The organism is Deinococcus budaensis (assembly GCF_014201885.1).
GTDB lineage: Bacteria > Deinococcota > Deinococci > Deinococcales > Deinococcaceae > Deinococcus > Deinococcus budaensis.
The window spans coordinates 18,963-35,792 of the sequence record NZ_JACHFN010000001.1; the positions used below are offsets into that span (position 1 = coordinate 18,963).

A 16,830-nucleotide genomic window follows, 5' to 3' on the forward strand; every position below is an offset into this window, starting at 1 on the left:
CGGAGGCCGACCCCCAGGGAAGACCTCTGCTCACTCCGGCTCGCCGTCCGGCCTGGACTGTCCGGCCGGATTCTCGCGCTCCTTGACGCTCTCGGTCAGGCGGCCCAGCACGCCCAGCGTGAAGAGGAACAGCAGCGTGGCCCCGGTCGCCAGCACGTACAGATGCAGGCCGCACGCGACCCCGACGCCCGCAGTGGCGAGCATGCCCGCCGCCGTGGTCAGGCCCTTGGCGCCCTGGCCGCGCCGGTCGGAAAAGATCGCGCCCGCGCCCAGAAAGCTGACGCCGCTGACCACCGCGCCCAGTACGCCCACGAGGTCGAAGCGCACCTGTTCGGAGTCGTCGGCGAAGCGGAAGATCAGCGTATCGGCCAGCACCACGAACAGCGCCGCGCTCACGCCGATCAGGATGTAGGTGCGCAGCCCCGCGCCCCGGCCCAGCCGCTCGCGTTCCCAGCCGATCAGGCCGCTCAGCACGAAGGCGGCCAGCAGCCCCTGCATCAGCCGCAACTCGTTCCAGAAAGTCTCCACCCCGGCAGCGTAGGGTGGGGCGCGCGCAGGCCCGTTCGGGATTCCTTCAGCCGCTTGTCATGCAGAGGTCAGGTGGCCGCTTCGGCGTGCAGGCAGGCCGCACAGATCCAGTCGTCGGCGCGTTCGCGTCCAGTCCGGCGCCGCCTGCGTTGCTGGCGCCACTTCAGGATGAGCCACGCCGAAACCACGGCCCACACAAATCCGGCGACGAGAGCGGCGGCGCCCAGGAGGCTGCGCGAGCGGTAGCCCGTCCTCGTCAGCAGCTCCGTGGCGCCGGGCACCAGCAGGCACAGCGCGACCACAATCACCGCACCCCCCCACGGCACCGGAAATCACCAGCGCTCAGGCTCCCAGTTCACCCACAGGGATTCGGGCACCCGCGCCAGGTCGGCGCGCCGGGTCATCGGGTGGCGGCAGCGCGGGCACTCGCGCCACCCCCGGCCCCCGGCCAGAGGCCGCCTCAATCGGCGTGAACGGGTTCGAGCGGGAAGATGCGGTCAGCCAGGGTTTCCAGGCCCCGGCGCCCAGCCCGCTTCTGGCAGGCCTCGGTGCCCAGGCAAAGGGTCACGTAGCGGGTGCGGCGCGCGCCCACGACCACCCGGAAGAGGGTCGCCTCACTGCGCGAGCGGGTGTAGTGGCACAGGTCGCAGTGCAGCGCCTTGTTGCTCTTGGGGTCCAGCGGCGTGAATTCGGCCAGCTGGTCGCCGTGGACCAGCGCCAGCCGCCCGTCGGCGACCGGATAGAGGCCCAGCGTGAGGGGACCGCCCTCGGCCCCCCCGCCCTCGCCGAAAAGTTCCCGGTACGACTCCGGAAACAGTTCCCGCAACACGTCGCGGGCGCTGTGGTCTGTGCGGCGCTCACTCATGGAGGGAAGTCTAAGGGAGGCGCGGCGCGGCGGAAGGTGGGCAAGGTTTCAGCCGCCCTCCCCCCGCGCCTGACCGCTTTCAGGGCCACCGGCCTGCTGCGGCGTGCGCCCTCTGCCGCTGCCCCAACCGTGCCCCGCCGCCCTCTCGCCCCGCCGCCCGCGTCCTAGACTGCGGCCCGTGAGGCAGTTCCCTTGAGGTCGCGCAGCGCCAACCGCAGCGGCATCGTGATCCGGAGGCGGGTGACGCCTGCCGGGGACATCGTCGTGTCGCTGCTGACGCCCCAGGGCAAGATCAAGGCGATTGCGCGCGGCGGGGTGCGCGGGCCGCTCGCCAGCCGCCTGAACCTCTTCCACCATGTCGGGGTGCAGCTCTACCAGACGCCGCAGGCCGACCTGGCGACCGTGCAGCAGGCCGTGCTGGAAGGCGCCCTGACCAGCCTGGCCGAGCCGGAGCGCTACGCCTTCGCGCACCTGATGGCCGAACTGGCCGACGCCCTGTTTCAGGAGGGCGAGTTTTCCGAGCAGGCCTTTGACCTGTTCGCGGGCGCGCTGCGCGGCGTGTCGCGCCAGCCGGACCCCGAGTGGGTCGCGCTGGTCATGAGCTACAAGCTGCTGGGGCTGGCGGGCTTCGTGCCCCAGACCGCCCGCTGCGCCCGTTGCGGCGCCCCCGACCCCACGCACCCCGACCCCCTGGCCGGGCAGATGCTGTGCGCGAAGTGCGCCAGTCTGCCCGCCTACCCGCCGGAGGGCCTCGACTTTCTGCGGAACGTGGTGCGCCGCAGCGTGCGCGTCAGCATGGAGCAGCCCGTGCCCGAGGAGCAGCGCCCGGCCCTCTGGCGTGCGCTGGAACGCTTCGTGACCGTGCAGGTCGGGAACGTGCAGAGCTGGCGGCAACTGGTGCCGCACGCGGCGGGGGTGGCTGGGTAAGACTTCAGGCCGAATCAGTTTTCTCTGGCGCCTGACGTGGATAGCGCGACACGGCCAGATCAATCCTGAAGCGCCCCAGGGCGGCGAGCGATTCATGCGGAAATGAATCCACATGTGCGGCCACGTCGCGGTCCTCAATGCCAAAGTCGAGGACCCGGTCGTCCACGCGGGGGAACTCCGCCAGCGTCAGCAATGCGGCCTCATGCCGCTGGACGAAGGTCAGAGCATCGTCAATTTGTTGATCGGCGTCGTTCATCTCGGCCTCGCTGACCTCGGCATTGAACGAGGAGTATTCGTAAGGGCGACCAAAGAAGTTCAGTTCACCCCGACGCCGAACGAGACCTGGCGGGAAGTCCAGTTGGAGAAGCAGGCGGTCCAGATCGAGGTTCAGACCCGCGACGCGCAAGAGGGCAGACACCCCGCCAACATAGCCCAGAGAGCGGAAAGCGCCTGCTCATCAGCGTCGGCGGCAACTGTCCCCAAAACGTTCCCCCTGCGTTCCTGAAAGGATGCAGGGGCGCGTCGAAAGTCCCGGATCAGCGCGAGGTAGGCACCTTGTGCCGCTCGATAAAGTCGATCATCTGCTGGCGCGTCCCGCCCAGAAAGGTCAGCGGCCGGGCGATGGCGGCGGCGATCGTGATGTGGTTGACGCGCGGCAGCACCGTGCGCGTGACCGGGACTCCGGCTTTCTTCAGCGCGGCTTCCATGTTCAGGGCGTTTTGCGGGTGAACGGTGTCGTCGTTGGCGGCCACCAGCAGCAGGTGCGGCGGCGCGTCCCGGCGCACGTGGCGGTCAGGCATGACCTGCTCGGGGGTGCCGTTTTCCGGGAAGGCGACCCGGCTCTGGAACTGCCGGAAGTCGTAGGAATATGGCCCGGCGATGCCGATCACGCCCCGCACCGCGCCGATGGGTACGCCCGCCTCGCGCAGCCAGCGCTCGTTGACGACCGCCTCGACGGCGTTGAAGGCGCCCGCCGAGTGCCCGGTCACGAACAGGGAGTCGGGGTTGCCGCCGAACCGGCCCGCTTGCTCGCGCAGCCACTTCAGGGCGGCGGCGGTGTCCTGCACGTAGGCGGGATAGCGGTTTTGGGGGGCCAGGCGGTAGCTCATCACGCCCGTCACGTACCCGGCGCGCGCCAGGCTCTCCCCGACGAACTTGTGGCCGTCCTTGTCGCCGTTCTGCCACGAGCCGCCGTGGACGAACAGCACCACCGGGGCGCCCTTGGCGTTGGGCGGCGAGTACACGTCGATCAGGTTGCGGGCGTCGGGGCCGTAGCGCTGATCGGTGACCACGTTCAGGCCACGGGTATTGACTGCGCGGTTGAGGGCGTCTTGCGGGTTGGTGTTCGAGCAGGCGGTCAGCCCCAGGCCCAGCGCCAGGGTGCCCAGGCCCAGCAGCAGCGGGCGGGAAAGGCGGATGCGGGAAGACATGCCCCCGAGGCTAGCGGCCTGAAGGCCGGGGCAGGGGCGCCGGGGGCACACTCCGGCTTGAGAAGGCCTTGAGCCTGCCGGAATGAGTCTGCCCGGATGGAGGCGGCCGAGAGGCAGGCGCCGGGGTGCTGCCCCACCGTCCGCCGGGCCGCGCCCGCGCTAGCCTGCGGCGATGCACAGCGACACGCGCACGGACGTGCTGGTCGTGGGGGGAGGCCCGGCGGGCCTGGCGCTCGCGGCCGAACTCGCCGCCTGCGGCCTGAGCGTGCGGCTGGTCGCGCCCCACCCGCCCCGCCCCTTCCCGGCGACCTACGGCGCCTGGCTCGGCGAGCTGCCGCCCCTGGCCCTGACCTGTCTGACCGAGGTGTGGAGCGACGTGCGCGTCTATACGGGCGAGCAGCCCACGCCCCTGCTGCGGCCCTACGCCCTGCTGGACAATGCCCGGCTGCTGGGGGCGTTGCTCGCGCGGGCGGGCCGGGCGCTGCGATGGACGGTGGGCACGGTGCGCGGTGCCCAGCGGGAGGGGGAAGGCTGGACCGTTCACGGTGCAGGCGGCCAGACATGGCCTACCCGGCTGGTCGTGGACGCAGGGGGGCACGGCGGCGGCCTCATCCGGCCCCAGCACCCGGGGGGCGCGGCCCTCCAGACGGCCTACGGCCTCGTCGCGCACTTCGAGCAGCCGCCCGCCCCGCCCGGCGGCATGGTCTGGATGGACTACCGCGCCCCCCACCTCCCGCCCGCCGAGGTTCAAGCCGCGCCGACCTTCCTGTACGCCATGCACCTGGGCGGCACCCGCTACCTCGTCGAGGAAACCAGCCTGATCGCCCGTCCCGGCCTGACGCGCGCCCGCCTGAGGGAGCGCCTGCACGCCCGCCTGGCCGCGCAGGGCACCCTGCCCCGCGAGACCGAGGCCGAGGAGTGGGTCGCCTTTCCGATGAACGCCGCTGCGCCCGCGCCCGGCCCGCTGCTCGCGTACGGGTCGGCGGCGGGGCTGGTGCATCCGGTCAGCGGCTTTCAGCTGGCCGACGCCCTGTGCCGCGCGCCCGGAGTGGCGCAGGCGGTCGCGGCCGCGCTGGCTGCCGGGGGACCGCAGGCGGCCACGCAGGCCGGGTGGGCCGCCCTGTGGTCCCCGGAGCGCCGCGCCGCCCGCGAGGTCGCCCTGATCGGCGTGGACGCCCTGCTGGCACTGCCGGGCGAGCAGCTTCCCGCCTTCTTCGCCGCCTTTTTCGCGCTGCCCGCCGCCCAGTGGCACGCTTTTCTGGCTCCCGGCACCGACGCGGGCACGCTGGCCCGCACCATGCTGCGGCTCTTTGCCCACGCGCCGAACCCGGTGCGCCTGCCCCTTGCCCAGGCCGCGCTGGGGCAGGTTCCGGCCAGCGGACGTGCCCTGCGCGCCGCGCTGGGTTGACCGCGCTGCATTAACGCCGCCTCGCGCCCTCCACATCCCGCCCGCGCGGGGCTGGGCCACCCTTCAGCTATGACCGACAAGAGCGCCGAGGACCAGGGCCACACCTACGCCACCGACCAGCAGGAAGTGATTGAGGAGGGAATGCAGGGCGCGACTGGCAACGTTGATGCCAACGGCCTCTCCGGCGAAGCGGGCCGCGACAAGCTCGAAGAACTGCGCGCCAACCTCGCGGACATGACCCACGAGGAAGAAGCCCGCCTGCCGGACGAGGCCAGGGGCGAGTAAATCTCATCGCCTCACCAGAACGCCGCCGGGTTCCGCTCGGCGGCGCGCTTTTTTTCCTCTGCACCCTCCGCCACAGCTCGCCCCGCCAGATCGCGCGGTAGGGAAGCCGTCTTCGGCATTGGGAGCAACTGGGAGGGTGAGGGCGAGCCTGCCCAGGCGTTCAGGATTGCCCTGGCCCCGCGTCTCCCCGCCCCGGACGGCTCTCAGGGAGCCTGCCTATACTTCCCTTATGTCCCTCCTCGACATGATTGGCCCGGTCATGATCGGGCCGAGCAGCAGCCACACGGCGGGTGCCTGCCGCCTGGGCCTGGTGGCCCACCACCTGCTGGGCGAGCCTCCCCGCCGGGCGGTGATCGGCCTGCACGCGTCTTTTGCCAAGACCGGGCGGGGGCACGGCACCCACCTCGCGCTGGTGGCGGGCCTGCTGGGGTACGCCCCCGACGACGCCCGCCTGCCCCGCGCCTTCGAGGAGGCCGAGGCGGCGGGCCTGACGGCCGAGTTCCGCGACGTGGACCTGGGGGACGTGCATCCGAATACCGCCCAGATCGAATTGCACGGGGACACGCTGGCGGTCACGGTGCAGGGCAGCTCGACGGGCGGCGGCGTGATCCTGGTCACGGGGGTGCAGGGGCTGGGGGTGAACTTCAGCGGGGCGAGTCCCACCGTGCTGCTGCGCTACACCGACGCGGTCGGGATGATCGCCCGCATCGCTTCCACCATCGCCGCCGACGGGGTGAACATCGCCGCGCTGACCTGCACCCGCGAGACGCGCGGCGGGCAGGCGCTGGTCGCCATCGAACTCGACGCGCCGCTCAGCCCGCAGGCGCTGGCCTTTCTCGACCACTGGCCCGACACCAACTGGGTGCGGCTGCTGCCCAAGCTGATGGACGGCTGAGCGCACCCAGCGCCTGTTCCTCGCTCCCGATTACCGCTACTTCGCCCCGCCGCAGGAGGCCGTATGACCCTCGAAGAACTGATGAACGCGCCCGCTCCGGCCTCCGGCTGGGTGCTGGCGCAAGACTGCGCCGAGACGGGCCTGGACCCCCAGGACATCCGCAGCGAGATGAGCAGGCGCATCGGGGAGATGCGCGCCTCTGTCGAGCGGGGGCTAAGCAGCGACGCCAAGAGCATCACCGGCATGGTGGGCTGGAACGCCAAGGGCCTCTGGGACGCGCCCGACGCGCTGAATGCCCCCCTGATCCGCCGGGTGCAGGCCTACGCGATGGCCGTGAACGAGGAAAACGCCCGCATGGGCCGCATCGTGGCCGCCCCCACGGCGGGCAGCGCGGGCACCATTCCCGGGGCGCTGCTGGGCGTGGCCGACCACCTGGGCCTCCCCGACGAACGGCTGGTGGACCCGATGATCCTGGCCGCCGGGGTGGGCAAGGCGATCAGCAAACGCATGTTCATCTCGGGCGCGGCAGGAGGCTGTCAGGCCGAGATCGGCTCCAGCGCCGCAATGGCCGCCGCCGCCGTGGTGGAGCTACTGGGCGGCTCGCCGCGCGCCGCCGTCCACGCCGCGTCCCTCGCCCTGATGAACACCATCGGGCTGGTGTGCGACCCGGTGGGCGGCTACGTGGAAGTGCCCTGCGTGAGCCGCAACGCCTTTTTCGCCGTTCACGCCGTCAGCGCGGCGCAACTCGCCCTGGCGCAGCTCGAATCCTTCATCCCCCCGGACGAGGTGGTGGGCGCGATGGCCTCGGTGGGCCGCCTGATGCCCGCCGAACTGCGCGAGACGGCCGAAGGTGGGCTGGCCCAGACCCCGACCGGCCTCGCGGTGACGGCGCGGATGGAGGGCCGTCAGGAGGAGCCGGGCGGCATGATCGAACTGCCGATGGCGTAGGGGCGCCGGGAGAGACGCTCTACCGTACGCCCCGGTAAATCTCGTCCAGGCTGAGCGTTCGGCCCAGGCAGGGGACGTCCACCTGCCCCGCGCCCCGGTGCTCGCGCATGGCCCACTTCTCTGCGCCGTCCTCCGCGCCGCGCTGGTACTCCACCACGTAGCGGTCGTCCTGCGAGACGATCAGGTAAGTCCGGAGGGTGGGAATCGCCGTGTAGACGGCGTGCTTGTGGCGACGGTCGTTGTGCGCCGTGCTGCCCGACAGCACCTCGACCAGCAAGCAGGGTGAGGTCTCGTGGTACCGCCCCGGCGGCTCGCCCCCACACACCAGCATCACGTCGGGGTAGAAGTAACTGGACGCGCCGAGGACGTAAAGCTGCATGTCCGACTGGTAGAGGCGGCAGCCCTGGTGGTCGGCATCGGGCAGCAGGGCCGCCGCAATTCGCAGGCTGATCCGCACATGCTCCCCACTCGCCCCCGCCTGGGCGTGCAGTGGGTACACGAAGCCGCCCACGTACTCGCGCTTGTAGGGACTCTCGCGCTCGGTCCGCAGGTAATCCGCCTCGCTCATGGCCTGTGGAGCTGCGTCCGTCATAGGGTCAGTTTACGGCGGCCCGTGTGGGAGTACAGCGGCGGCCCTGGCCTCAGCGGCTGAGGTCAGCCCCCCCGCGGCCTCACACGCCCACGGTCAGGCCCAGCGCCGCTCGCAGCTCGGCGTGGTCGCGCAGGACCCGCGCGGCTCCGGCCTCCCTCAGCGCCGCCGCACCGTCAGGATGGACGTGGCCGCCCGCCAGCAGGCCCCACACGGTCGCGCCTGCCGCCACGCCCGCCCTCAGCCCGGTCACGCTGTCCTCAATGACCAGGCAGCGGTCGGGGGAGACGCCCAGGCGCGCGGCGGCGTGGGCGTACAGGTCCGGCAGCGGCTTGCCCCGGCCCCCCACATGGGCGGGGTCGTAGGCGTGCTCTCCGACCAGTTCGGCCAGCCCGGCGGCCTCCAGCTTGAGGTGCAGGCGTGACCGCAGGCTGTTGCTCGCCACCGCAAAGGGCAGGCCCGCCGCCGACAGCGCCCGCAAGGTCCCCGCCGCGCCCTCGATGGCGGGCGTGGCGTGAAAGGCCCGCGCCAGCCGGGCGTCGAGTTCGGGCAAGAAGCCCTCGGGCCGCTCCCAGCCGCGCTCCCCACGCAACCAGTCGAACAGCGCGGCGTGCGTGCTGCCCACCGCGCGGGCCATGAACTCGGCGCGGTCCAGCCTCAGCCCGTGCTCGGCCAGCAGCTCCACCCAGACCGCGTTCGCCAGCGTCTCGCTGTCCACCAGCACGCCGTCGAGGTCGAAGAGGACGGCCCCGAAGGCGGCCCTCACTGGGTGTCGCTCTCGGGGCCGCTTTCCCAGCCCGCCAGGATATGCACGTGGGTATGGGGCACGACCTGGCCGCCGCCCTCGCCGCAGTTGACCAGCAGGCGGTAGTCTGGCGCGTGCTGGCGGGCGACCCGCACGGCGGTGAGCCACAGCTCGCCCATCTCGGCGGCGTCCGTGACCTCGTCGAGGCGGGTGGTGACCCGCTTGGGAATCACCAGCAGGTGAATGGGCGCCTTGGGCGCGATGTCGCGAATGGCGATATAGCGCTCGTCTTCATACACCACGTCTGCGGGCAGCTCGCGGGCGACGATGCGCGTGAAGAGGGTGGTCGGCTGGCCGGGGGCGGCGTTGTCCATGCCTTCACTCTAAGGATTCCAGGTGGGGAAGGCGGGCAGACTCGGGGGTATGAGACTCTCCAAACGTCTGCTGGTCCTGGCTGGAGTGGGAGCGCTGGCGGCCCGGCGGGTGCTGGGCGCCCCCTTTGCCCTGAGCGGCAAGAGCGTGCTGATCACCGGCGGGGCGCGCGGCCTGGGGCTGGCGCTGGCCCGCGAATTCACGGCGCGCGGCGCCCGCGTCACCCTGGTGTCGCGCAGCGGAGACGAGCTGGACCGGGCAGCGGCGGACCTGCGCGCGAGCGGGGCCACGGTCCACACTATCGTCGCGGACGTGACCCAGGCGGGCGACATCGGGCGCGCGGTGGAGGAGACGGCGCGGGTCCACGGCGGCCTCGACGTGCTGGTCAACAACGCCGGAATCATCCAGACCGGACCGCTGGAGAACATGACCGAGGGGGACTTCCGCGAGATCATGGAGGTCAACGGCTTCGCGCCGCTGCGCCTGACCCGCGCAGCCCTGCCGCTGCTGCGCGCCCGCCGGGGCCGGGTTTTGATCGTCGCGTCGGTGGGCGGCAAGGTCGCCATTCCGCACCTCGCCCCGTACTCGGTCAGCAAGTTCGCGGCGGTCGGGGTGGGGCAGGCCCTGCGCGCCGAACTCGCCCGCGAGGGGGTCGGCGTGACCACCGTGCTCCCGGGGCTGATGCGCACCGGCAGCGCCCGCCACGCCCAGGTCAAGGGCCAGCAGCACAAGGAGTACGCCCTGTTCGCCACCCTGGACAACCTGCCGGTCGTGTCGCTGGACGCGGGTGTGGCGGCCCGCCGGATTGTGGACGCCCTGGTGCGCGGCGACGCCGAGGCGATGATCGGTGGCCCGGCCCTGATCCTGCGGTATGCCCAGGCGCTCGCCCCGCAGCTGACCGCCGACCTGATTGCGCTGGGCAACCGCGCCCTGCCCGGCCCCGCCACCCACACCCGCTCGGTGCGCGGCGCCGAGGTCGAGACGGCGCTCACCCGCGCCAACCCGCTCAAGCAGGCGGCGGAGGCCGACCTCAACGAGCGCTAGCCGAGCCGCTTCAGCTCGGGGGGCAGGGGGTCTCTCTGCACCCAGGCGCTGACGGTGCGGGCAAACAGCTCGGGCGCCTCCAGATTCCACACGTGGCCGGCCCCGGGCACGCCGAACGCGGGAGCGCCCAGCGTCCGGGCCAGGCGCGCGGCCCCGCTGCGGGCAGACCGCGTCTCCAGCGCGCCGACGAGCACCAGGGTGGGCGTGCCGGTGGGCGCGGGAGGGGAGAGGCTGACCAGCACCCGGACCAGATCGGCCTGCCAGCTCGGGACGAGCGTCCCGGCAAGCGCCTCGCGCACCCAGGCCCGGTCGCGGGCAGGAATCCGGAACTGGCGCAGCGCCAGCGTCAGCGCGGGGCCAGGCGGCAGCGGAAGGCGGGAGGCCCACGCCATCAGCCGGGCCTGAGCGGGGCTGAGCGGTCCCACGGTGCCGGACACCAGCAGGGACTGCACCTGTGCCGGGCGCTGCCGCGCCAGTTCCAGCCCGAGCGCTCCTCCCAGCGAATGCCCGACGACGTGCGCCGCCTGGCCGTCCAGCGCGTCCAGGGCCGCCGCAGGGCGCCTTCCAACGTGAGCCGCTCGCCCCGGCGGGCACTGTGGCCGGGCAGGTCCGGAGCGCGGACTTCGAAGTCCGGCAACCGCGCCCTCACCGCGTGCCACTGCCGCCCGTCCAGCCCACCCCCGTGCAGCAGCAAGGCCACAGGGGTCAGGGCTGCCACCAGCCGTCGAAGGGCGTCACCGGCAGCGCCCGCTTGTGCCGGGTCGCCAGGAACATCCGCTCCAGTTTCTCCGCCGCCTCCCCGGGCACCTCGCGGCCTTCCAGGTAGGCGTCGATCTGGGCGTAGCTCACGCCCAGCGCGGCCTCGTCGGGCAGGCCGGGGCGGTCGTCTTCCAGGTCGGCGGTGGGCACCTTGCGCCAGGTCGACTCCGGGGCGCCGAGGTGCGCGAGCAACCGGGCGCCCTGGCCTTTGGTCAGGCCGGTCAGGGGCGTCAGGTCCACGCCGCCGTCGCCGTACTTGGTGAAAAAGCCCGTCAGCGCCTCGGCCGCGTGGTCGGTGCCCACCACCAGCAGGCCCTCCTGCCCGGCCAGGGCGTACTGGGCGACCATCCGCTCGCGCGCCTTGATGTTGCCGCGCACGAAGTCGCGCAGCCCCTCGCCCGCCGCCAACCCCAGTGCCCCGGCGGCGGCCCGCGCGCTGGCGTCTGCCGCCTCCCGGATGTTCACGGTCACGCAGCGGTCGGGGCGCAGGAAAGCCAGGGCCGCCTGGGCGTCGGCCTCGTCGGCCTGCGTGCCGTAGGGGAGGCGCACAGCCAGAAAGGTCGCCTCGCCGCCCTGCGCCCGCACCCGCTCGGCGGCGAGCTGACAGAGCCGCCCGGCCAGGGTGCTGTCCTGGCCCCCGCTGATGCCCAGCACGAAGCCCCGGGCGGGCGTGGCGCGCAGGTACGCGGCCAGGAAGCTCACGCGGCGCTCCACCTCGGCGGCGGGGTCGATGTCGGGCTGGACATGGAGGTCGCGGCGGATGTGGTCGCGGAGGGTGGGCATGGGGGGAGTATCCCATGGGGGTTCGGGTAGGGGTTTTGGGGCAGGGCGTCTTGATCCGGCTTTCCCCGCCCCCCAGCCCTCTCCCCGGGGGGTAGGGGGAGCGAAGCGCTGCGCTCGGCAAGGGCAGACGGGCGGCGCTAGGCGGGCGTCGTCCTCGGCGGCAACGTTTGATCTTGGTGCGATCTCGCCTGCGACCACCGTCTCGCTGCGCGATTGAGGCGTGGAGAAGGCGGTGCGGACTCTACCGACACGGTCCTGTGCGGCGTCCGCAGTGCCTGTTTTTAAGAGAAGCGCAAGCTGTGGCTGCCGTCCTCCACAGGAGAAGTGCGGTCGGGCAACCTCGCTGACCCGCCCCAGATTGTGCTCCCTCGCCGCTTCCCGCCACGTACACTCTCGGGGCTATGACTGCCGCCCCGAAGGCTGTTCCCCTTGACGACGCGATCGACCGGCTGGGCCTCGGCCGCTTTCAGTGGCGGCTGCTGGCGATCTGCGGCCTGACCTGGGCCGCCGACGCGATGGAGGTGCTCTTGATGGGCTTCGCGCTGCCGGGCATCAGCGCCGCCTTCGGGCTGGAGCGGGGGTCGGCGGACGCCACGTGGCTGCTCACCGCGACCTTCGCGGGGATGCTGGTGGGCGCGGTGTTCTGGGGCTGGTTGGCTGACCGGGTGGGGCGGCGGGCGGTCTTTCTGACGACCGTCGCGCTGGGGGTGGTGTTCGGGCTGCTGGGGGCCTTTGCGCCCACCGTCGCGCTGCTGGTGCTGGCCCGTTTTCTGACCGGCTTCGCCCTCGGCGGCACCCTGCCGGTGGACTACGCGATGATGGCCGAGTTCGTGCCGACCGCGTGGCGCGGGCGCTTTCTGGTGTATCTGGAGAGCTTCTGGGCGCTGGGGACCATCCTGGTCGCGGCCCTGGCGTGGTGGCTGAGCGCGCTGTTTGAGCCGCCAGAAGCGTGGCGCTGGCTGCTGGCGCTCGCCGCGCTGCCGGGCGTGATCGGGCTGCTGGCGCGGCTGGGCGTGCCCGACTCGCCCCGGTCGCTGCTGGTGCGGGGCCGGGACGCGGAGGCGCGGGCCGCGCTGGAACGGGTCGCGCGGGCCAATGGGACCGCCCTGCCGGACGCGCCCCTCGCCGCCCCGCCGCCCGCCCCCCGCGCCACGCCCGCCGCCCTCTTCGCGGGGGGGCTGCGCCGCCGCACGGCGCTGCTCGCGCTGGTGTGGTTCGGCCTGAGCCTGGGGTACTACGGCATCTTCTCGTGGCTGCCGTCGTATCTGCGGGCGCAGGGGCTGGAGCTGGGCGCGGTGTACCGCACCACGCTGCTGCTGGCGCTGGCGCAGATTCCGGGGTACGTGCTGGCGGCGTATCTGGTGGAGAGAATCGGGCGCCGCCCCACCCTGGTCGGCTACCTCGCCGTGTCGGCGCTGGGCGCGTACTTTTTCCTGCTGGCGGGCACGCCGGGAGCGGTGCTGGTCACGTCGGCGGGGCTGTCCTTCGCGCTGCTGGGGGCCTGGGGCGCGCTGTACGCCTACACGCCCGAGCTGTTCCCGACGCCGCTGCGGACCACCGGCATGGGCTTTGTGAGCGGCATGGCGCGGCTCGCCAGCGTGCTGTCGCCCAGCGTGGGGGCGCTGCTGCTGACCGGGCGACTGGGCGCGGCCCTGAGCCTCTTCGCCGGGTGCTTCGCGCTGGCCGCCGCCTGCGCCTGGGCCATCGGCGTCGAGACGCGCGGACGCAGGCTGCCCGAAACGGTGGGGTCGCCCGTGCCGGAGAATGGCGCATGATCTCTGCCCCCCCGCCCTCTGCCTCCCACCCCTCCGCGCTGTTTACCGACCTCTACCAGCTCACGATGATGCAGGGGTACCACGCCCAGGGCCTGCATACGCAGGAGGCGGTCTTCGACCTGTACTTTCGCAAGCTGCCTTTTCAGGGGGGGTTCGCGGTGTGGGCGGGGCTGGAAGCGGCGCTCGACCTGCTGGAAAACCTGCGCTTCAGCGAGGAAGACCTGGGGTACCTCGGCTCGCTGGGCCTGTTCCGCCCCGAGTTCCTGACGGCGCTGGGTGGCTGGCGCTTCAGCGGGCGGGTCACGGCCTTTCGCGAGGGCCGGGTGGTGTTCGCGCACGAACCGCTGCTGACCGTCACCGCGCCGCTGTGGGAGGCGCAGCTCGTCGAGACGGCGCTGCTGAACACCCTGAACTTCCAGACGCTGGTGGCGACCAAGGCGGCCCGCTGCGTCCTGGCGGCGGCGGCCAGCCCGCACGGCGGGCAGGTCATCGAGTTCGGCGCCCGGCGCGCCCAGGGACCCGATGGGGCGCTCAGCGCGGCGCGGGCGGCGTTCGTGGGCGGCGCGGTGGGCAGCTCCAACGTGGAGGCGGGGCAGCGCTACGGTCTCCCGCTGACCGGCACCCACGCCCACGCCTGGGTCGAGAGCTTTCCCGACGAACTGAGCGCCTTTCGCGCCTACGCCGAGCTGTACCCGGACGCGACCACCCTGCTGCTGGACACGGTGGATACCCTGCGCTCCGGCCTCCCCAACGCCCTGACGGTCGCGCGCGAACTGCGGGCGCGCGGCTTTGAACTGCGCGGCGTGCGCCTCGACAGCGGCGACCTCGCTTACCTGTCGTGCCGGGTGCGCGAGGCCCTCGACGCGGCGGGCTTTCCCGGGGTCAAGATCGTGGCGAGCAACGACCTCTCGGAATCGGTGATCGCCTCGATCATCGCGGAAGGCGGGCGGGTGGACGTGTACGGGGTGGGCACCCAGCTGGTCACGGCGGGGGGCGAGGGCGGCGGGGCGCTGGGCGGCGTCTACAAGCTCGCGGGGCTGGGCGGCGTGCCCAAGATGAAGCTGACCGGCGAACCCGCCAAGTCCAGCCTGCCCGGCGAGAAGCGGGTCTGGCGCGGCGAGGGGGAGGACGGCAGTTTCGTGCTCGACGTGCTGACGCTGGGCGAGGCTCCCCGCGCGGGCCAGCGCGTCAGCGACCCCACCAACCCGCTGCGTTTCTCGCGCCTGCCCGGCGAGCTGAGCTGGCAGGATGCCCGCGAGGTCGTGCTGGAGGGGGGGCGCCGGACCCTCCCCGCCGAGACGCTGCCCGAAGCCCAGGCCCGCGCCCGCGCGGACCTCGCCCGGCTTCCGGCCGGGACCCGCCGCGCCCTCAACCCGCACCTCTACCGGGTCGGCCTGGGAGACGACGTGGCCGCGCTGCGCGACCGGGTGGCCGGAGAACTGCGGGCGCACGCGGGCGCGTGACCCCGCTGGGTGCCGTCTACGTCGGGCGCTTCCAGCCGCCCCACGCGGCGCATGTGGCGAGCGTCCGGCACGCGCTGGCCCAGGCTCCCCGCGTGCTGGTGCTGCTGGGAAGCGCCAACCTCGCCCGCTCGGTGAAAAATCCCTTCACGGCCGCCGAGCGGGCGCGGATGCTGCGGGGTGCCCTGCGGGAGGCGGGGGCGGACCTGCGCCGGGTCGCCTTCCGGCCGCTGCCCGACCGCTTCGACCCGGACGCCTGGGCGGCGGACGTGCGCGGGGTGGCGGGGGAAGTGTTCGGCGCGGGGGCGGCGGTCGCCCTCGTCGGCTTCGAAAAGGACGCCAGCAGCGCCTACCTGCGCTGGTTTCCCGGCTGGGAGCGCCTGCCCGTGCCCGAGGTCCCCGGCCTGAACGCGACCGACCTGCGCGCGGCGCTGTTCACGGGGAGGCCGAGGCCGCTGCCCGGGGCAGTGCCGCAGGCGGTGCGCGCCTTGCTGGCTGGGTTCGCCCTCACGCCTGCCTTTGCCCGGCTGCGGGCCGAGTGGGCGGCGGTGGAGGCGGCCCGCGCGTTGCTGCCGCCCGGCACGCACCTGCAAGAGGAACGCTGGCTGCACGTCCGGGAAGGGCAGGTCTGGCTGCACACCCGCCCCCAGGCCATCGGGCGCGGGTTGTGGGAGCTGCCGGGGCGCGTTCTGCCGCCTGGCGAGCGGCCCGAGGCTCCCGCCGCCGCCGTCTTCGGCGCTCCCGCCCGCGCCCTGGTCGCGCCGACCGCCGCGCACGTCTTTCTCGGCCCGGCGCCCGCCGTCTTCCCGGCCCGACCGGTTCCCCTGGCCCGCGCGCTGGCCGCGCCCCGGCGCTTTCACGAAGACCACCACGTGATCCTGACGCGGCTGCTGAGGGGTGAGGCTGGCCCGGTGCCCCCGCGTGGGGAAGCGCTCCCGTCCTGACGGGGCGCGGGGGCTGGCTACCCGGCGACAGGGGAGAGCAGCGCCCGCACGCCCTGCACCGGCGTGCGGGTGCCCGCCAGCACCTCTCCGCGTAGCTCGCGCAGCCGCTCCCGGTCCAGCCCCGTCTGGAAGGCCCGCCAGGCCGCCTCGCGCAGCAGCTCGTCGAACCACACGGCGGTCTGGGCGCGGCGTTTTTCCGCGAGATTCACCGTGGCTGCGTACTCGCCCACCGCCTCCCACAGCTCCGCGATGCCCGCCCCCGTCGTGGCCGAGGTCCGCAGCGCGCGGGGCCGCCAGAGGGCGCCGTGCGGGGTCAGCAGCCGCAGCGCCGCCGTCAGCTCGGTCTGGGCGCGGGTGGCGGCCCGGGGATCGGTGTCGGCCTTGTTCACCACGCACAGGTCGGCCAGTTCCATGATCCCGCGCTTGATGCCCTGAAGCTCGTCTCCCGCGTTGGGTAGCGTCAGCAGCACGAAGAGGTCGGTCATGGCGGCGACCTGCGTTTCCGACTGCCCCACGCCTACCGTCTCGACGAGCAGCACGTCGTATCCGGCGGCCTCGCACAGCGTGATCGTCTCGCGGGTGCGCCGCGCCACGCCGCCGAGCGTGCCGCCGCTGGGGCTGGGGCGGATATAGGCGCCCGGATGCACGGTGAGCCGGGGCATTCGCGTCTTGTCCCCCATGATCGAGCCGCCGGTACGGGCGCTGGAGGGGTCCACCGCCAGCACCGCGACCCGGTGCCCCGCGTCCGCGAGGTGCAGGCCCAGCGCCTCGATCAGCGTGCTTTTGCCCACGCCCGGCACGCCCGTCAGGCCGACCCGGATGGACCGCCCGGCGTGGGGCAGCACCTCCGCGAGCAGCGCCTGCGCCTCCTGCTCGTGGTCGGGGCGGGTCGATTCGGTCAGGGTGATCGCGCGGGCCAGCGCCCGGCGGTGGCCCGAGAGGAGGGGAGCGGCGAGGGGATGGGACATGGGCAAGGGGAGAGGTCAGGGCCGGACGCCGGGCCTGCCGCCCCAGCTTATAGGCATTGCGCACCCAGGCGCCCGGCATCCAGCCGTGCCCCGACGAAAACACGG

At 73.0% G+C, this 16,830-nt stretch carries 20 protein-coding genes; 9 read left to right on the forward strand and 11 right to left on the reverse strand.

What is annotated here, in order from left to right:
* Window positions 1–30 precede the first annotated feature (30 nt).
* From HNQ09_RS00105 to HNQ09_RS00115, 3 genes are all read right to left on the reverse strand, one after another.
* Window positions 31–528 (reverse strand): MgtC/SapB family protein, encoded by a 498-nt coding sequence (locus HNQ09_RS00105; RefSeq protein ID WP_184023799.1) that lies wholly within the window; start codon window positions 526–528, stop codon window positions 31–33.
* A gap of 68 nt (window positions 529–596) precedes the next feature.
* Window positions 597–854, reverse strand: coding sequence for a hypothetical protein (locus HNQ09_RS00110; RefSeq protein WP_184023802.1), 258 nt, complete (start codon window positions 852–854; stop codon window positions 597–599).
* 134 nt (window positions 855–988) lie between these two features.
* Entirely contained in the window at window positions 989–1,393 is a 405-nt protein-coding gene (locus HNQ09_RS00115) for a hypothetical protein (RefSeq protein WP_184023805.1), read from the reverse strand.
* A 192-nt stretch (window positions 1,394–1,585) separates the two neighbouring features.
* Here HNQ09_RS00115 and recO point away from each other — a divergent pair, with 192 nt between their 5' ends.
* The gene (gene recO / locus HNQ09_RS00120) at window positions 1,586–2,320 is read left to right on the forward strand and encodes a DNA repair protein RecO (protein WP_184023808.1); all 735 of its coding nucleotides are present in this window, start codon (window positions 1,586–1,588) and stop codon (window positions 2,318–2,320) included.
* A 4-nt stretch (window positions 2,321–2,324) separates the two neighbouring features.
* On the opposite strand, the gene HNQ09_RS00125 is transcribed toward recO, so the two are convergent.
* Both HNQ09_RS00125 and HNQ09_RS00130 read right to left on the reverse strand, forming a co-directional pair.
* On the reverse strand, window positions 2,325–2,738 hold the full coding sequence (locus HNQ09_RS00125) for a hypothetical protein (protein WP_184023811.1): 414 nt from the start codon (window positions 2,736–2,738) through the stop codon (window positions 2,325–2,327).
* 118 nt (window positions 2,739–2,856) lie between these two features.
* A complete protein-coding gene (locus tag HNQ09_RS00130) occupies window positions 2,857–3,750 on the reverse strand; it encodes an alpha/beta hydrolase (RefSeq protein ID WP_184023815.1) in 894 nt (297 codons plus the stop codon).
* 172 nt (window positions 3,751–3,922) lie between these two features.
* Here HNQ09_RS00130 and HNQ09_RS00135 point away from each other — a divergent pair, with 172 nt between their 5' ends.
* From HNQ09_RS00135 to sdaAA, 4 genes are all read left to right on the forward strand, one after another.
* Window positions 3,923–5,158: a lycopene cyclase family protein gene (locus tag HNQ09_RS00135; RefSeq protein ID WP_184023819.1), complete on the forward strand. Its 1,236-nt coding sequence runs from the start codon at window positions 3,923–3,925 to the stop codon at window positions 5,156–5,158.
* Window positions 5,159–5,227: 69 nt separating this feature from the next.
* The gene (locus HNQ09_RS00140) at window positions 5,228–5,443 is read left to right on the forward strand and encodes a hypothetical protein (protein WP_184023823.1); all 216 of its coding nucleotides are present in this window, start codon (window positions 5,228–5,230) and stop codon (window positions 5,441–5,443) included.
* A 229-nt stretch (window positions 5,444–5,672) separates the two neighbouring features.
* A complete protein-coding gene (gene sdaAB / locus HNQ09_RS00145; RefSeq protein ID WP_184023826.1) occupies window positions 5,673–6,338 on the forward strand; it encodes an L-serine ammonia-lyase, iron-sulfur-dependent subunit beta in 666 nt (221 codons plus the stop codon).
* Between the two features lie 63 nt (window positions 6,339–6,401).
* Window positions 6,402–7,286, forward strand: a complete 885-nt coding sequence (gene sdaAA, locus HNQ09_RS00150; protein WP_184023829.1) for an L-serine ammonia-lyase, iron-sulfur-dependent, subunit alpha — start codon at window positions 6,402–6,404, stop codon at window positions 7,284–7,286.
* Window positions 7,287–7,305: 19 nt separating this feature from the next.
* Here the strand turns inward: sdaAA and HNQ09_RS00155 are convergent, their stop codons facing one another.
* The 3 genes from HNQ09_RS00155 to HNQ09_RS00165 all read right to left on the reverse strand — a co-directional run bounded on the left by HNQ09_RS00155 (window position 7,306) and on the right by HNQ09_RS00165 (window position 8,994).
* Window positions 7,306–7,878, reverse strand: coding sequence for a Uma2 family endonuclease (locus HNQ09_RS00155; RefSeq protein WP_184023832.1), 573 nt, complete (start codon window positions 7,876–7,878; stop codon window positions 7,306–7,308).
* A 79-nt stretch (window positions 7,879–7,957) separates the two neighbouring features.
* A complete protein-coding gene (locus HNQ09_RS00160; protein WP_184023835.1) occupies window positions 7,958–8,641 on the reverse strand; it encodes an HAD-IA family hydrolase in 684 nt (227 codons plus the stop codon).
* Window positions 8,638–8,994, reverse strand: coding sequence for a histidine triad nucleotide-binding protein (locus HNQ09_RS00165; protein ID WP_184023838.1), 357 nt, complete (start codon window positions 8,992–8,994; stop codon window positions 8,638–8,640). The genes HNQ09_RS00160 and HNQ09_RS00165 overlap by 4 nt, the downstream gene beginning before the upstream one ends.
* Window positions 8,995–9,043: 49 nt before the next feature.
* Between HNQ09_RS00165 and HNQ09_RS00170 the strand changes: the two genes are divergently transcribed.
* The gene (locus HNQ09_RS00170) at window positions 9,044–10,036 is read left to right on the forward strand and encodes an SDR family NAD(P)-dependent oxidoreductase (protein ID WP_184023841.1); all 993 of its coding nucleotides are present in this window, start codon (window positions 9,044–9,046) and stop codon (window positions 10,034–10,036) included.
* On the opposite strand, the gene HNQ09_RS00175 is transcribed toward HNQ09_RS00170, so the two are convergent.
* Together HNQ09_RS00175 and nadE are read right to left on the reverse strand one after the other, a co-directional pair.
* Window positions 10,033–10,695: an alpha/beta fold hydrolase gene (locus tag HNQ09_RS00175; protein ID WP_184023844.1), complete on the reverse strand. Its 663-nt coding sequence runs from the start codon at window positions 10,693–10,695 to the stop codon at window positions 10,033–10,035. The two genes, HNQ09_RS00170 and HNQ09_RS00175, sit on opposite strands and share 4 nt — an antisense overlap.
* Window positions 10,696–10,741: 46 nt before the next feature.
* Entirely contained in the window at window positions 10,742–11,578 is an 837-nt protein-coding gene (gene nadE / locus HNQ09_RS00180; RefSeq protein ID WP_184023861.1) for an ammonia-dependent NAD(+) synthetase, read from the reverse strand.
* Between the two features lie 401 nt (window positions 11,579–11,979).
* On the opposite strand from nadE, the gene HNQ09_RS00185 reads away from it, so the two are divergent.
* Genes HNQ09_RS00185 through HNQ09_RS00195 form a run of 3 tightly spaced genes read left to right on the forward strand, consistent with a single transcriptional unit; the run spans window position 11,980 to window position 15,757 of the window.
* Window positions 11,980–13,353: an MFS transporter gene (locus HNQ09_RS00185; protein WP_184023864.1), complete on the forward strand. Its 1,374-nt coding sequence runs from the start codon at window positions 11,980–11,982 to the stop codon at window positions 13,351–13,353.
* Entirely contained in the window at window positions 13,350–14,816 is a 1,467-nt protein-coding gene (locus HNQ09_RS00190; RefSeq protein ID WP_184023867.1) for a nicotinate phosphoribosyltransferase, read from the forward strand. The genes HNQ09_RS00185 and HNQ09_RS00190 overlap by 4 nt, the downstream gene beginning before the upstream one ends.
* A complete protein-coding gene (locus HNQ09_RS00195) occupies window positions 14,813–15,757 on the forward strand; it encodes an adenylyltransferase/cytidyltransferase family protein (RefSeq protein WP_184023871.1) in 945 nt (314 codons plus the stop codon). The genes HNQ09_RS00190 and HNQ09_RS00195 overlap by 4 nt, the downstream gene beginning before the upstream one ends.
* Before the next feature lie 17 nt (window positions 15,758–15,774).
* Here the strand turns inward: HNQ09_RS00195 and meaB are convergent, their stop codons facing one another.
* Window positions 15,775–16,725 carry a methylmalonyl Co-A mutase-associated GTPase MeaB gene (meaB, locus tag HNQ09_RS00200; protein ID WP_184023873.1) on the reverse strand — a complete coding sequence of 317 codons (951 nt, stop codon included), beginning with the start codon at window positions 16,723–16,725 and terminating at the stop codon, window positions 15,775–15,777.
* Between the last annotated feature and the right edge of the window lie 105 nt (window positions 16,726–16,830).